General features: G+C 68.2%; 9 protein-coding genes and 2 pseudogenes. 4 read left to right on the top strand and 7 right to left on the bottom strand.

Annotated elements, in window-relative coordinates; translation table 11 throughout:
- Positions 1 to 672: 672 nt before the first annotated feature.
- Complete coding sequence (locus tag ACZ7HT_RS07410) at positions 673 to 1,377, bottom strand: hypothetical protein (RefSeq protein WP_471161038.1); 705 nt, start codon at positions 1,375 to 1,377, stop codon at positions 673 to 675.
- A 9-nt stretch (positions 1,378 to 1,386) separates the two neighbouring features.
- On the opposite strand from ACZ7HT_RS07410, the gene ACZ7HT_RS07405 reads away from it, so the two are divergent.
- Positions 1,387 to 1,779, top strand: a complete 393-nt coding sequence (locus ACZ7HT_RS07405; protein WP_471161035.1) for a hypothetical protein — start codon at positions 1,387 to 1,389, stop codon at positions 1,777 to 1,779.
- 98 nt (positions 1,780 to 1,877) lie between these two features.
- On the opposite strand, the gene ACZ7HT_RS07400 is transcribed toward ACZ7HT_RS07405, so the two are convergent.
- From ACZ7HT_RS07400 to ACZ7HT_RS07375, 6 genes and pseudogenes are all read right to left on the bottom strand, one after another.
- Positions 1,878 to 2,570 (bottom strand): HNH endonuclease family protein, encoded by a 693-nt coding sequence (locus ACZ7HT_RS07400; RefSeq protein WP_471161034.1) that lies wholly within the window; start codon positions 2,568 to 2,570, stop codon positions 1,878 to 1,880.
- A 474-nt stretch (positions 2,571 to 3,044) separates the two neighbouring features.
- Positions 3,045 to 4,259 carry a hypothetical protein gene (locus ACZ7HT_RS07395; protein WP_471161031.1) on the bottom strand — a complete coding sequence of 405 codons (1,215 nt, stop codon included), beginning with the start codon at positions 4,257 to 4,259 and terminating at the stop codon, positions 3,045 to 3,047.
- Positions 4,260 to 5,013: 754 nt separating this feature from the next.
- Positions 5,014 to 5,829, bottom strand: a complete 816-nt coding sequence (locus ACZ7HT_RS07390) for an ExeA family protein (RefSeq protein ID WP_471161028.1) — start codon at positions 5,827 to 5,829, stop codon at positions 5,014 to 5,016.
- Positions 5,826 to 7,184 (bottom strand): DDE-type integrase/transposase/recombinase, encoded by a 1,359-nt coding sequence (locus ACZ7HT_RS07385; protein WP_471161025.1) that lies wholly within the window; start codon positions 7,182 to 7,184, stop codon positions 5,826 to 5,828. Before ACZ7HT_RS07385 ends, ACZ7HT_RS07390 begins: the two co-directional genes overlap by 4 nt.
- Before the next feature lie 105 nt (positions 7,185 to 7,289).
- Positions 7,290 to 7,844, bottom strand: coding sequence for a DUF6431 domain-containing protein (locus ACZ7HT_RS07380; protein WP_471161132.1), 555 nt, complete (start codon positions 7,842 to 7,844; stop codon positions 7,290 to 7,292).
- A gap of 43 nt (positions 7,845 to 7,887) precedes the next feature.
- Positions 7,888 to 9,010 (bottom strand): annotated as a pseudogene (locus ACZ7HT_RS07375) (lipid II:glycine glycyltransferase FemX).
- A 332-nt stretch (positions 9,011 to 9,342) separates the two neighbouring features.
- Between ACZ7HT_RS07375 and ACZ7HT_RS07370 the strand changes: the two are divergent.
- The 3 genes and pseudogenes from ACZ7HT_RS07370 to ACZ7HT_RS07360 all read left to right on the top strand — a co-directional run.
- On the top strand, positions 9,343 to 10,839 hold the full coding sequence (locus ACZ7HT_RS07370) for a restriction endonuclease (RefSeq protein WP_471161023.1): 1,497 nt from the start codon (positions 9,343 to 9,345) through the stop codon (positions 10,837 to 10,839).
- A gap of 595 nt (positions 10,840 to 11,434) precedes the next feature.
- Positions 11,435 to 11,671: a DUF6207 family protein gene (locus tag ACZ7HT_RS07365; protein ID WP_471161020.1), complete on the top strand. Its 237-nt coding sequence runs from the start codon at positions 11,435 to 11,437 to the stop codon at positions 11,669 to 11,671.
- A gap of 237 nt (positions 11,672 to 11,908) precedes the next feature.
- Positions 11,909 to 12,823: pseudogene (locus ACZ7HT_RS07360) on the top strand (IS256 family transposase); the annotation flags it as partial.
- Positions 12,824 to 13,114: the final 291 nt, after the last annotated feature.

The following is a 13,114-nucleotide window of genomic DNA, read 5'->3' as shown; positions in this document are numbered from 1 at the left end:
ATGGTTCCCGTCGGGGCCCCTCTGACCAGGGGCCCCGACTCATGTGCGCGGAACGCTATATGCCTGTCCGCAGCAGAGGCATTCGACGTGCCAGGAGTGAAAACGGAACAGGGATCCCCCTGTTGACATCAATCAAGGTCTCGCAAGCCGCAAGGTGAGCACACCAGGGCGGCTCTTGAGGGCGTCTTGCCCGTTTCCGAACGGGGAACCACTGGATTCTTTCGCTTGCCCGGTGAGACGCGTTCATCCGACCCTCGGAGAATTAACCCGCACGAGTGAATCAGGGCGGGGTGTTTCTGGTGGCGATGAAAACGGATGCCCCTCGGGAGGTGCGTACAACTGGGCAGGGAGTTCCAGACCGCCAGCCGGGTGGGCCTCGTGTGCTTCGGGCAGCCGATCAAGAGGGACGCCCCGCGCGTCTTCAGGCCCAGGCCGTAGTGGGGTACAGCTGCTGATGCAGAGGGGTGCGCAGCGCGTGAGGAGCGAGCGGCAGGCTGCCGGCCATCTCGTGTGCCTTTTGGCCGTGGCACCCGTACTGGCCGCCGCGGGGCTTGTTCTCGCTGCGGGCGCTGGCGCGCTGAGCGTCTCAGCGCAGCCGCAGTACATCAGACGGGGCGGCCCTCATCTGGCCGACGACGAGCGTGCGGCGCGTATTCGGCGTGCGCCTCCCTGCTAGAAGGAAGGGTCGCCGGCGTCGCGTGCGGCTCGGACGGCGGCGCCGCGTCGTCGGGATGCTTCGTGGAGGGCGGCGAGGGAGGGCAGCGAGGCGATCGCTTCGCTGGCCCGGCCTTGCCTGATGAGGAGGGCGGCCAGTTCCCCGTACTGGTCCTCGTCGGCTTGGAGGAGGCTGATGGCCTCGTCGGCTCGTCCGGATTCCTCCAGGAGCCAAGCGGTCGAATTCACGAGGCCGTACTGGTCTGGGGGCAGGGTCGCGGCGTAGGCGAGGGCTTCGTCGTACCGGTCGGCCTCGCCGAGCAGCCACAGCCGGTTGGAGGCGTGCCAGGACGGGTGCTCGTCGACGAATTCGGCACTGCGCTCGTCGAGGATCGCCAGGGCGTCTTCCAGCCGGCCGGCCTCGTAGAGGAGGTGGATGACCCCTTCCAGGAGGCAGGCATCGTGGTAGTCGAACGTGGGACGGCCCACGTCGACGACTTCGTCCAGCCTGTCCTGGCGGGCCAACAGCTCGATCAGGGGCCAGCGGAACCGGTCCGAGTACTCGGCGGAACCGATGCACTCACGCAGGACCTTCTCCGCGGCCTCGGCTCGACCGTGGTCTTCAAGAGCCCGCGCGTAATGAGACAGGACGACGTCTGCGTGCTTGCCGGTGCCCAGTTTGATGAGGCTCGTTGAAAACCCCCTGCTCGGGGGTTCCCTCACACCTGCTCAGTGGATCTCCTCACCCATTCGACCTGCAGGGAGGGCGGGACCGGCCCGTGGCGACACAGCCATGAGGCTCCTACGACGCTGGCCAACTCGAACTTTTTCTGGTCGTCCGGCGACCTCGCGGTGTGGGGCGTCGCCTACCGACCTGCGTACCGTCTCGGCATCCTCTCCCAGTTCCGCTGGCCCGCCACGATCACCGGCCCCGGCTCCGACGGCCGCCGGCCCGACGGGCTCGTCCGGGTTGTAACCCGCCCTGCCACCCCCTCCGAGCTCGGCCAGCCGACCGCCGGCAGCAACGGCGACGCCGGCACCGCTCCCGCCCTCCTGCTCGACTGCAACACCCCCACGGACAGCCACCTCACCTTCACCCCCGAGGAGGCCCTCTCCCCCGCCTGACCCGACATGGGCTCGTGCCGAGTTCGTCAGCGCTGATGCCAGCAGCCCACACCAGGCCACTCCCAAGGCCCCGCCACCGGCCGGCGGGGCCTCGTTCGTCAGGGGGCGAGGGTGTAGTGGACGACCGTGTTCTCGCACGGGCCAGTGGCGTACACCTTGAGGGCGTCGACCTCGCCCTGGTCCGCAGACAGACCCCAGCGCAGCTTGGTGCCCACCCACTCGGCGAGGTAGCGACAGGTCGCCTCCGGGGACGGCGGCATCCACTCGGCCGGGTCTTGGTCGGCCTTCTGGCGATTCGACCGGGCGCTGACTGCGGCGAGCGAGGTCGAGGTGCCCTGGTCGTTCGCGTACGCCTCACGGCGCTTCGCGTCCCAGTTCGATGCCCCGGAGTCCCAGGCCTCGGCGAGCGGGACCATGTGGTCGATGTCGAGCTTCGCGGGGTCGTCGATGAGCTGCTCGTCGTAGTACGAGCGCCACAGCCCGCCCGTGAGCTTGCAGCCCGCACCGACCGCCGGGGCCTCGATTGCCTCGGCCAACAGCACCTCGGCTCGCGTGTTACACCCGTCCCCAAGATCCAGGCCGGCGTTCCAGTGCTTGAACTTCGTCCGCTCGTAGCCCTCCCTGCTCTCGTCGGCGACGGGGATCTGCCCGACCGCCTCGCTGAGCATCAGGACTTCAGCGGCGGCCGGCGCGACGGGCGCGGCGAGCGCGGCGAGCGCGGCGTTGGGTACAGCGAGCGGGGTCAGGGCGAGGGAGAGTGCGGCCAGGCCGCGAACCATGTTCTTGATCACGAAGGCATGGATAGCGGCCTGGCCTGCTCTTTGTCCGGCGATCGCCTTAAGCCTCGTCCAGGTGGGCGAGCTGGTTCACCGCAGAAACGTCCCACTCAACACCCACCCGGCGCTTCGCTAATGGCCAGCAGCACACTCCACGGATGGGCGGTCCTGGGCGACAACGCGCGGGGCGCTCCTTGGAGCACCCCACTCCGTTGAAGTCCGGAGGGAGTGGGTCGACGAGCGGCCCTGGCCGGATTTCAAAGATCCCCATCAGCGGCAGAGACTTCAGGAGATGGGTGTTCGCGGCTGAGGACGGCCTGCCGCTCACGGGCTGGGGCGGTCCGTGTGGCGCAGCACCCCGGTCCGAGGACGCGCATGCCTCGTTTTCCTCCAGGAGGCCGGGTTGACGCGTCGATGAGGTCTTCTTCGGCCAGAACACCAAGCCCGTGGAAGTGCGTGTGGACGGGATTCCCGACGGTGCATGCCCGTTCAGGTCTTGTCGAGGTCGGCAAAGATCCGCTGTCTGAGCTCGGCGCGAGGGGTGTTGGGGGCGAGGCGGCCGTAGCGGGTCTGGTGAGGGGTGAGGCCCGCGCGGATGCGCTGGTACAGGTCGGGGTGGCGGCGGACGAGTTCGTCGTATGCCTGGTCTGCCGCCTGCTTGAGCTTGGTGTAGCTGGGGTCGGCCTGCTCGGCGAGCATCATGGTGTCGTTGAGTTCGGTGATGAGGCGGGTTGCTTCGTCGCGCCGCTGGAGCAGGGCGGCGAAGAGGCGGCGGCGCTTGCCGAGTTGCCCGGGGGCGTTGCGGGGGCGGCCGGTCAGGGCGAGGTCGTGGAGCCGTTTGGTCGTGGGGTTTTCGGCGGCCGGTGCCAGGTCGGTGAGGGTGTGGTTGAGCTCGTCACGCCATCGGTTGAGGAGGAGGGGGTGGCACAGGGCGTCGTTTCTGATGTCCTGTTGGGTGGCGTCGGCGATGAGTTGGTGGCGGAAGGCAGGGTCTTCGGCGCCCAGGAGCCGTTCGACGGTGTCGTTGACCGGTGCGGTGATCCAGCCGTTGTCGATGCTTTTGGTGATCTTGTCTCGGATGCTGCGAATGGGGGCTGCGGCCTGCGGGGGTACTCCTGCGGCTGTAGCGATGGCATGGACGAGGGCTTCTTTCTCGCCCCCGAGGTAGCGGCCGAGCCAGGCCCGGGCCACGTGCCGCGGATCGTCGCTGCGCGGCGGGAAGGGCAGCACGCCTGCTGCGGTGAGTTCCGCGAGCCGGCGCTGTTTGAGGAGGTGTTCGGCTTCGCGGAGCATGCTTCGGACGGCCTGCTCCTGTTCGGCGAGCAGCGCGGTGTGTTCGTCGCGGCCTCGGGTGAGAATCCCTGTCTCGCGTTGGATCTGGCGGTCGTGCAAGGCGTAGGTGAGGGCGTCGAGGCTCTGGTGGATGCGGTCGGGGCCGTAGAGGAGGTCGTCGAGGCCGGTGCGGCGCAGCCCGCAGGCGTGTGCGGTGACGACTTTGGCATGGTCGAGGAAGCTGATGTTGATGAGGTCGGCCAGCTCGGGCAGGGGAAGCCGCCAGGGCTGCGGTTCGGGTGTGCGGGTGGCGTGGAGGCCGAGACGGGGATCTGTGGGTGCGCGGCGGATCTGGGGTGGGCGGGTGTGGGGTTCGGTGAGGTCCAGGCCGAAGCGCAGGTTGAGGTAACGGGTGGTACGGCCGCGGTGCAATGCCGTGGTGGGGCGGTCTCGCAGCGTCCGGCATGGAGCGTGCTTCCTCGCCCCGCAGGTCGGACAGTCGATCGTGGTGACCTCTCCGGAGGTCAGGCTCCACAGTGCCGGATGGGCGGCGAAGTTGCTCGCTGGGGGTTCTGGGAGTGGGCGGGGTGGGGACGTAGGGCGCATGGCGCGCAGAGTGTCGGTCGACACGCCTGAAGGCGGGCTGCGGGGCCGTGGAATCGCCCAGATGCTCCAGAAGTTGTGAATGCGTGTCCCGGTGGCGGTCACGCGTTCCCCCGATGAGGGCTGTGACGGATCGAGGGTAGATGGCAGGGGGTGGCACGCTCCATCCACTATCCGGTCGAGCTTGTCTCGCAGTCGAAGCTGCCTACCAGTGCACGAGCGCTCCTGTCGGTCGTACGGCAGATCCCTGGAATTGTCCCCGTTCGCCCCTTCGCGCGATCCGGGCCAGGTGTTCAGCGTGGCTGCCGTCGTTCCTGGGGTGGTACCGCTTGTCGGGCGCGCTGCACTGTTTCTCCGGGGGAACGCCGGGGATCCCTGTGCGTATGGCATCTCGGTTTTCGACGGTAGTCCCTTGCCCTGTGGCCGTCAGTTTGTTCAGCGATCGGGCCCGGGTGGCCGGTTGTTGAGCGACGTTGAAGATGCGCACGAGGGCGACGTTCTGGTTGTCGACGGCATGGGGTGAAACGACCCCGGGGGGCGTCAGGCCGCCGGGGTCGTCGTGAACGTGGTGTCGCTTTCGTCGTCACTCTGTCGCGTGTGTCTCGGTGATCGCGACGCGGGTGGAGGACTCGTCGACGATGCCCTTCTCCTCGGTGAAGGCGGCGATGAGGGACTGCCAGGCGATGTTGTTGACCGAGCGGGGCAGGCCGCGGCTGGTGAGGTGGATCAGTTCGACGGCGTCGTCGGAAAACAGGGTGTCCTGCCGTCCGGCGATCGTGAGGTGGTGCTTGATGTAGCTGAAGGTCTCCTCCTTCGTCATCGTGGGCATCTGGTAGCTGACCGAGATCCGCTGGTCCAGGGCCGCCAGGACGCCGTGCTTCATCCGTTTGCGGAGGGTGGGCTGGCCGATCAGCAACACCGCGAACGGCGTCGTGGAGTCCATGTCGTAGTTGGTCAGCATGCGGATTGCGTCCAGCTCGTGGTGGTCGAGCAGGTGCGACTCGTCGATCACGACGGCCGGGGTCCGACCGCGTTCGTCGACCTCCGCGGCCAGCGCCGCAGACGCCTGAGCTGCGAGAGCGGCCAGGTGGAACTTCGGGGTGCCGCCCAGGGCGGTGACGATGCGGTCATAGAGACCGCGCATGCCGACCTCGGGGTTGGGCTGGTAGATCACCGTGAAACGAGCCGGGTCCAGGGAGGCGACGGCGCCTTTGAGGGCGACGGTCTTGCCGGAGCCGACCTCACCGGTGACCACGCCGATCGCCCGGTTGTTGATGCACCAGGCGATGCGGGCCGCGGCCTCCCGGTGGGAGTGGTGCTGGTGCAGCATCGAGGGAGCCAGGTTGCGGCCGAAGGGGACGCGGGTGAAACCGAAGTACCCCTGAACACGGTCGATCATCGCTGTCCCCGCCCGTCGTCCAACAGGGACGAGTAGTTGATGCCCCTCGCGGTGTTCGCCGTGTGCGTCTCGTCGAGGATCTTCAGGTAGTCGATCCCGGTCGGCGGCGCCGGCTCGGCCGGGGTCTCCGGAGTCGCCTTCGGGTGCGTGTGACGGCCCACTCGGTGCGGGGTCGCCTTCCCTGTCGTCTTGCCCGATGCTCTGACCTCGATCTCGGTCAGGTCGAACGGATCGAAGACCAGCTCCACCCTCATCCCGCTCAGCATCGGGTCGACCTCGTAGCTGTTGCCGTGCAGCGACACCGTCGCCGTCTTCGTCACCGTCCGGAACTCCGACCACAGAAACGCCTCCCGAAGATCAGCGGGGCTGGGCAGCGGCAGCGGCCGGGGAATCGAACCCAGCCATCGTTCGATCGGAGGCTGCCCGGTCTCCGAGTGCACCGTGCGGTGATAGACCGTCTCCACCCACGCGGTGAAAAGCCTGTTCAGCTCGGTGAGATGCTCGATCTGGCCGACACGTTCGTCATCGAGCTCGACGAGGAACTGGTCCCTCACGGTCCGGAAGAACCGTTCGATTTTCCCTCTGCCCTGCGGCCGTCCGGGCTTGGAATGGGTCAGCCGGACCGCCAGGGACCCACAGGCCCGCAACAACCATGTGTCGACAAAGGCACTACCGTTGTCGACATAGATCGACTCCGGAACGCCGCAGGCCGACAGCGCCGGCCGCAGGGCCGCGGCCAGGAGGACGGTGTCCTCGGCGAACCCGAACCGGTGCCCCACGATCGCCCGGCTGTGGTCATCGATGAAGGCGAACAAGTACGTCTTCCGCCCGCCGACCCTCGGCCCGTGAAGAGCATCTCCGGTCCACAGCTCGTTGCCCCGGGTCGCCTCGAACCGGCCGAACACGCTCTTCTCGCCCGCGCCCGTGCCGGTCAGGCCGGCGGCCATGAAGTGCCGCTGCAGCGTGCGGTCGGTCGGCGACCAACCCTGCATGGTCCGCAGGATCCGCTGGATCTGCGCGGCCGTCCGGCCGGGATCCTCCCGCTTAAGCGCGGCCGCCAGCTCCAGCACCTCCGGCGGCGTCCTCGGAACAGCCTTGCGCGGCTCGGGAACCAGCGCGGCGAACCCGCCGCTGCGGTAGTCCCGGGCCCACCGGTCGATCGTGCCCCTCGACACCCTGACCTGCCGGCCGAACGGATCAGTGTGTTCCTTCTCCGCCAACTCCCGTGCCAGACGGCCGCGCTCGCGGGTCGTGAGAGTGGTGTCCAGCAGGTCCTGGATCAGGGAATAGCGGAACAGACCGACCTGCCGGGCCTTCTCCGCCCGGCGGCGGTCCTCGTCCTCGCTCGATGCCATGCGCGGACTCTCCTCGCATCTCGATCAGCGTCCGCCTCTGTCGCGGACGGACACGATCAAGATTTCCGGCCCCTCCTTTCGCCGCCCAGGGGCGGCCCGTGTTGATCAACTAGCCGAAGAGGTGCAGGTCAGCACCCGACCGCCTATTGCCCGGCCGGCGAAGGCCCACCGCGACACCGCGTTCATCTCCGGCCACTTCATCGCCGCCACCCGATGGGCCGCCGTGATCACCGACACCGCGTCCGACAGCGGTGAGCCGGCAGGTTCGGGGATCACCGGATCGTCCGCGAGGGCGACCAGGGCGACGGTGAAGTGCCGGCGGACGTCCTCCGCCCTGCGGCGGAAGCGGCGGATCCAGCCGCGGACCGTCCCCTCCGCCATGCCCAGATGGGCGGCGACCCGGCGGTGTCCCATGCCGAGGGCCGCTATCTCCAGTCCGGACCCGATCACCTCGGCCGCATCCATCCGCCGCGGCCACAACGTCTCCGGCAGCAGCACGTGCGTGATCCCGCAGCCCGTGCAGCGGGACCGGCGAGGGCGTACGAACCAGCGAGCCCCGAGATCGCCGCGTACTTCCCGAGGACGGCCATGCCCCCAGGGAGCAAGTGGCGCCCCGCAGGATGGGCAGGTCAAATCGCCCGCAAGCAGCCGGCGTTCCACGCGCACTGCATCGGAGTCGGTGATCAGCAAGGCTGCCGTCGTCTCAGCGGCGGGACATGTAGAGGTCGAGGGCTTTGTGCAGGACCTTGTTGAGGGGGTAGTCCCACTCGCCGAGGTATTCGACGGCCTGGCCGCCGGTGCCGGCCTTGAACCGGAGCAGTCCCAGCAGGTGGTTGTCCTCTTCCAGAGTGTCGGTGATGCCACGGAAGTCGTAAACAGCCGCTCCGAGTTCGTGGGCGTCGGACATCATCCGCCACTGGATGGCATTGTTCGGCTGGACCTCGCGCTTGCGGCTGGTGGAAGCGCCGTAGGAGTACCAGACGTGCTCGCCGACGGTCAGCATCGTGGCGGCGGCGAGTACCTCGCCCTCATGATAGGCGAGGTAGAGACGCATCCGGTCGTCGTCCTCGGCCTGCAGCGCGGTCCACATCCGCTGGAAGTAGGCCAGCGGGCGCGGGATGAACCGGTCCCGTTTCAGCGGTCTCGACGTAGAGGTCGTAGAAGGCGGGCAGGTCCTCGTAGCCGCCCGGGACGACCTTGACGCCGGCCTTCTCCGCCTTCTTGATGTTGCGGCGCCACTGCTGGTTGAAGTCACGCTGGATCTCCTCCAACGACCGACCAGCGAAGGGGACCTGGAACACATAGCGCGGCTGGCCCGCGGCGAAGCCGTCCTCGCCACCGGGCTCGGTCTGCTGCCAGCCCATCCGGCGCAGTCGGTCGGCGATGTCGAAGGCCCGCGGCTCGTGCGCGGTGGCCTCCACGTCCCTCAGTTGCCGGGCCTGCGGGTCGGCGATCGCGGCTTTGACCGCCTCGGCGCTCCAGCGGCGGGCGACGACGGGCGGTCCCATCTTCACCGAGAAGGCGCCCTGCTCCTTCAAGTACGCGAGCATCGGCTCAAGCCACCGCTCCAGGTCTGCCGCGGCCCAGTCGATGACCGGGCCCTCGGGCAGGTAGGCGAGGTATCTCTTCAGCTTCGGCAACGGCCGCAGCAGCACCAATCCGGCCCCGATGAGGTGGCCGTCCTCGTCGAACCAGCCCAGACTCTCCGCCCGCCAGTCCGGCTTTACGTCCCCCCATGAGGGAACCTGCATGTGGCTCACTGAGGGCCGGGCCGTGACGAAGGCCAGATGCTCCTCGCGGGTGATCGCCTTCAGGCGATAGCTCATGCGCAGTGCTCCTTTGTTCGACGCACAAGCCTACTGAGGCGTACGACACGTCCAGGTTCCTCGTGCACACGGTGTCGTCGCGCACGAAGTAGAAGCAGGCTGCCCAGCAAGATCACCGATCATGCTCATCGCGAGTGTCGCGAACCCCGGCCTTCATCAACGTACAGAGCGTCGCCCAACAGCCGGTGATCCTTATCGGTGAGAGCGAAAGCAGTCATGTTCCGAGCGAGTCAGGCCACGGGACTGGCCACTGGGATTGCCCTGCCGCTGACGAGGGCATCTGTTGTGCTTTGACTTGTGGTGAGGGGCGGCGAATGGCGCGTAGGAAGTCCTTGGCAGCGCAGCTGGTACAGGCGTACCGGGACAGCCAGAAGGCGAAGGCCGCGGCGGCCAAGCGGGCTGAGGCGGAGCTTACGCGTCAGGCCAGGGCTGCTGAGCGTGAGGCCGCACAGCGGGCCAAAGAGGAAGCCCGGCAGGAACGTGACCAGGCGCAAGCGTGGATGCGTGCTCAGAAGGAGAAGCAGGCGCGGCAGAGTGCCGAGTCGCGTAAGGCTGAGCAGATCGTTCGGGACCTTGAGAAGCGCCAGGCGGCGCGGGAGCGGGAGCTCGAGCAGAGGCGCCGGGCTGCGGCCCGCGAGAAGGCGGCGGCTGAACGGCGTGCGAAGCAGGAGACTGCGGAGAGTCTGCGAGAGGAAGCCGTCGCCCGTACGGCCGAGGTCGAAGAGCGGCTTCAGTTGCTGACCTCGGTTCTGCGCACACGCCCCGGCGGCCTTCACCGGCTGCGGCTGCAGGTGGAGCAGGCCCTGGGCGAAGGAGATCTTGAAGGGTTCGCGGTCGGTGTGGAGGCCGCGCTCGGCTCCATCAGCTATCCGGACGGCCTCGGCGGTACGCGGCGGGCGGCGTTCGCACCGGAATCACGGGAGCTGATCCTGGAGATCGAGCTGCCGTCGCAGACGGTGGTTCCTTCGGTCACGCAGTACCGGTTCAAGGCTTCCGCTCCCCCGACTGTGGTGCCGCAGCCACGGAAGGAGGCCGAGTGCAAAACCCTGTACCGGGATCTGGTCGCTCGTCTCGCTTTGCGGGCGATCGATGAGGCCTTCACTGTGACCCCGCCGTGGCTGGTGGACGGGATCGCGTTCAACGGGAAAGTCCACGCCAAGGACCGTGCCACCGGGAAGCCGACCGAGCCGTGTCTGATCAGTGTGCGGGTCAGCCGGGAGAACTTCGCCGAGCTCGTCCTTGACGAGCCCGAGCTCGACCCGGTGGCCAGCCTCCACCATCTGAGCGCGGTCGTCTCCCAGCACCCCTACGACCTTCAGCCCGTACCGCCGGTAGTCACGTTCGACCTGTCTCGGTACAAGATCGCGCCCGAGCGGGATGTGGTCGCCGGGCTCGATAGCCGGCCCGACCTGGTCGCGATGGACCCGATCGACTTCGAGCACCTCATCCGGCGGCTGTTCGAGCAGATCGGGCTCAAGTCGTGGGTCACCCAGGCCTCCCGGGACGACGGCATCGACGCCGTCGCCGTCAACGAGGAACCCCTCATCGGAGGGCTGTGCATCATCCAGGCCAAGCGTACGAAGAACGTGGTCTCCGCCGAGACGGTGCGGTCGGTCGCGGGCATCGTGAACGACAAGAGCGCCTCGAAAGGCATCGTGGTCACCACCGCGTGGTTCGGGAAAGCGAGCTGGGATTTCGCCCCGCGTAACCGCGTCGAGCTCATCGATGGCCGGCACCTTAAAGCTCTGCTTCTGGAGCATCTCGGCATCGACGCCCTCATCGGCCTGCCGAAACTCCCGCCCGGCTGGCAGACACGCGACCTGGGCTGAGGCGCTCGCGTGTCCTCCACGGTGGGTGTGCTGTTGGAGACAGCTGGCGTGAAAGGAAGACGCATGTCGTACGGGTACGGCGGGGCCCTGACTGGCCGATGATCCAGGCGCGGCGGCGGGCCGAGAGAGAGGCCAGCTCGGCCCGTGGCGAGGCTGGCGCTCACAAGGCGGCGGCCTACAGGCGGAAGACGGCTTTCGAGGCTTGGCCGCTCAGGTGCGAACAGCGGTGGGCCGCAGCGGCGCCGAGCATCGAGATGGTGCCCAGTGTGGCTGCCTGTCGTGTTGGGAGGCCCTCATCGCCCGCCTCACTACCGAGGCCGAGGCGCGTCGGGCGCGCTCAGAGTCCGCCAACAGCGCCGGTTCCGCGACGTTCTCGTTCGCTGACCTGTTCGGCGGCCCTGATCCCCAGCAGCGCCCCTGAGCCCCGCTGGCCCTGGCTGCTCTGCTCATGCCCGGGTGACGGGCGTGGCGTGCAGGGCGTGGAGGGGCTGTCGGGCCGTTGCTGGCGGGAAGGCGGACGGCTGGTGTCCCACGATCGAGTGGGGCGCTGCCGTCATCGTGATCAGGCAGGGGACTCGCGAGCATCCTGGCCGTCATGACCGAAATCTTCGAGCAGACACCGGGACTGGTCCGCATCCACATCACGACCGCTGACACGGCAACAGCCCGGGAGGCCGCCGAGCGCATCTCGGAACTGTGGCTCTCCAGCACGTACCCGGTCAAGCGTGTCCCCGGCATGGACGGAGTGCGTATCCAGGTGGACGCGGATCTGCGCCGCCGTCCCGAGGACGGAGGGATCCCCGACACAGGCGAGACCGCCACGAGACACTGATGCGCGGCCGCGCCGGGGCAGTTATCCCCGCCGGTAGCGGGGGGATCGCGCCCACCGCTGAGCCGGCGGGTGGGTTGCCTCAGGTGGAGCGCGGCTGCGGGTGGAGCAATGCTCAAGACCTGTGGATCGGTCTCGGGAGGGGTGCCTGGTGGAACGCGGAGGGCGTACCTTCCCGAATGATCGACTTCTGGTCATCGAGTAGGCCCGCGTTGCAGCGCGGGTCGGGAAGGCACGCCCGTGCTGAGCGTAGTCAACGAGGACGGCACCACCCAGGGCGGCTCCCTGATGGACGACATCGTCCGTGAGGGCGCCCGTCGGATGCTCGCCGCGGCCCTGGAAGCCGAAGTCAATCAGTACATAGCTGAGTTGGCGGGTGAGCGGGACGAGGCCGGCCGCCGTCTGGTGGTCCGCAACGGCCACCATCGCGAGCGGACGGTGGCCACCGCCGCCGGGCCGATTACGGTGAAGGCGCCACGGGTGAACGACAAGCGGGTCGTTGACGAGACAGGCGAGCGCAAGCGGTTCTCGTCGAAGATCCTCGCCCCCTGGTGCCGGAAGTCCCCGAAGATCAGCGAGGTTCTTCCCCTGCTCTACCTGCACGGCCTGTCGTCCGGAGACTTCGTGCCCGCGATGGAGCAGTTCCTCGGCTCGGCCGCTGGGCTCTCGCCAGCCACGGTGACCCGGCTGACGAAGCAGTGGTCCGACGACCACGCGGCCTTCCAGGACCGGGACCTGTCGGACCGCGACTTCGTCTACGTGTGGGCCGACGGGGTGCACCCGAAGGTCCGGCTCGGCCAGGCGCACTCGTGCGTCCTGGTCCTGCTCGGCGTCCGTCTCGACGACACCAAGGAACTCATCGCGCTGGCCGAGGGGCTGCGGGAGTCCACCGAGTCGTGGGCGGACCTGCTGCGTGATTGCCGCCGCCGGGGCATGCGCGACCCGGAGCTGGTCGTCGGCGACGGTGCGATGGGCCTGTGGAAGGCGCTGGTCGAGGTGTTCCCGGCCGCACGGCACCAGCGCTGCTGGGTCCACAAAGCCAGGAATGTCGCGAACTGCCTGCCAAAGTCCGCACAGCCGGGCGCAACGAAGGCGATGCAGGAAATCTACAACGCGGAGGGCCGCGCGCACGCGGAGAAGGCAATCGACGCGTTCGCCCGTGTCAGCGTTCACTTAATTCCCCATCTCGGCCTCCTTCGTCCCCACGTGCCAGCTCCGACACGACGGTGCCGACTGAGGGGGCCGCCCGATCTCGAAGTGTGCGGGCCGAGCCGGGCCGTCAAGGACGCCTTCGGCGTCGCCAAGGCGATGAGCTGCGCTCATCCTTGACTGCCCGCCCCGCCCCTGAATCTCGGCTGGCTATCGGGCGGCCGGGGAAGGTGTGGCATCCCCATGGGGACGACGGCGCACCTCCGCCATCCCCATGGCCCATTCCGTGACGCTGGG

The sequence above is a fragment of the Streptomyces sp. NPDC037410 genome (assembly GCF_055602235.1).
Note: the sequence above shows the minus strand (reverse complement) of the source record. Positions and strands in the feature narration are given on the sequence as shown.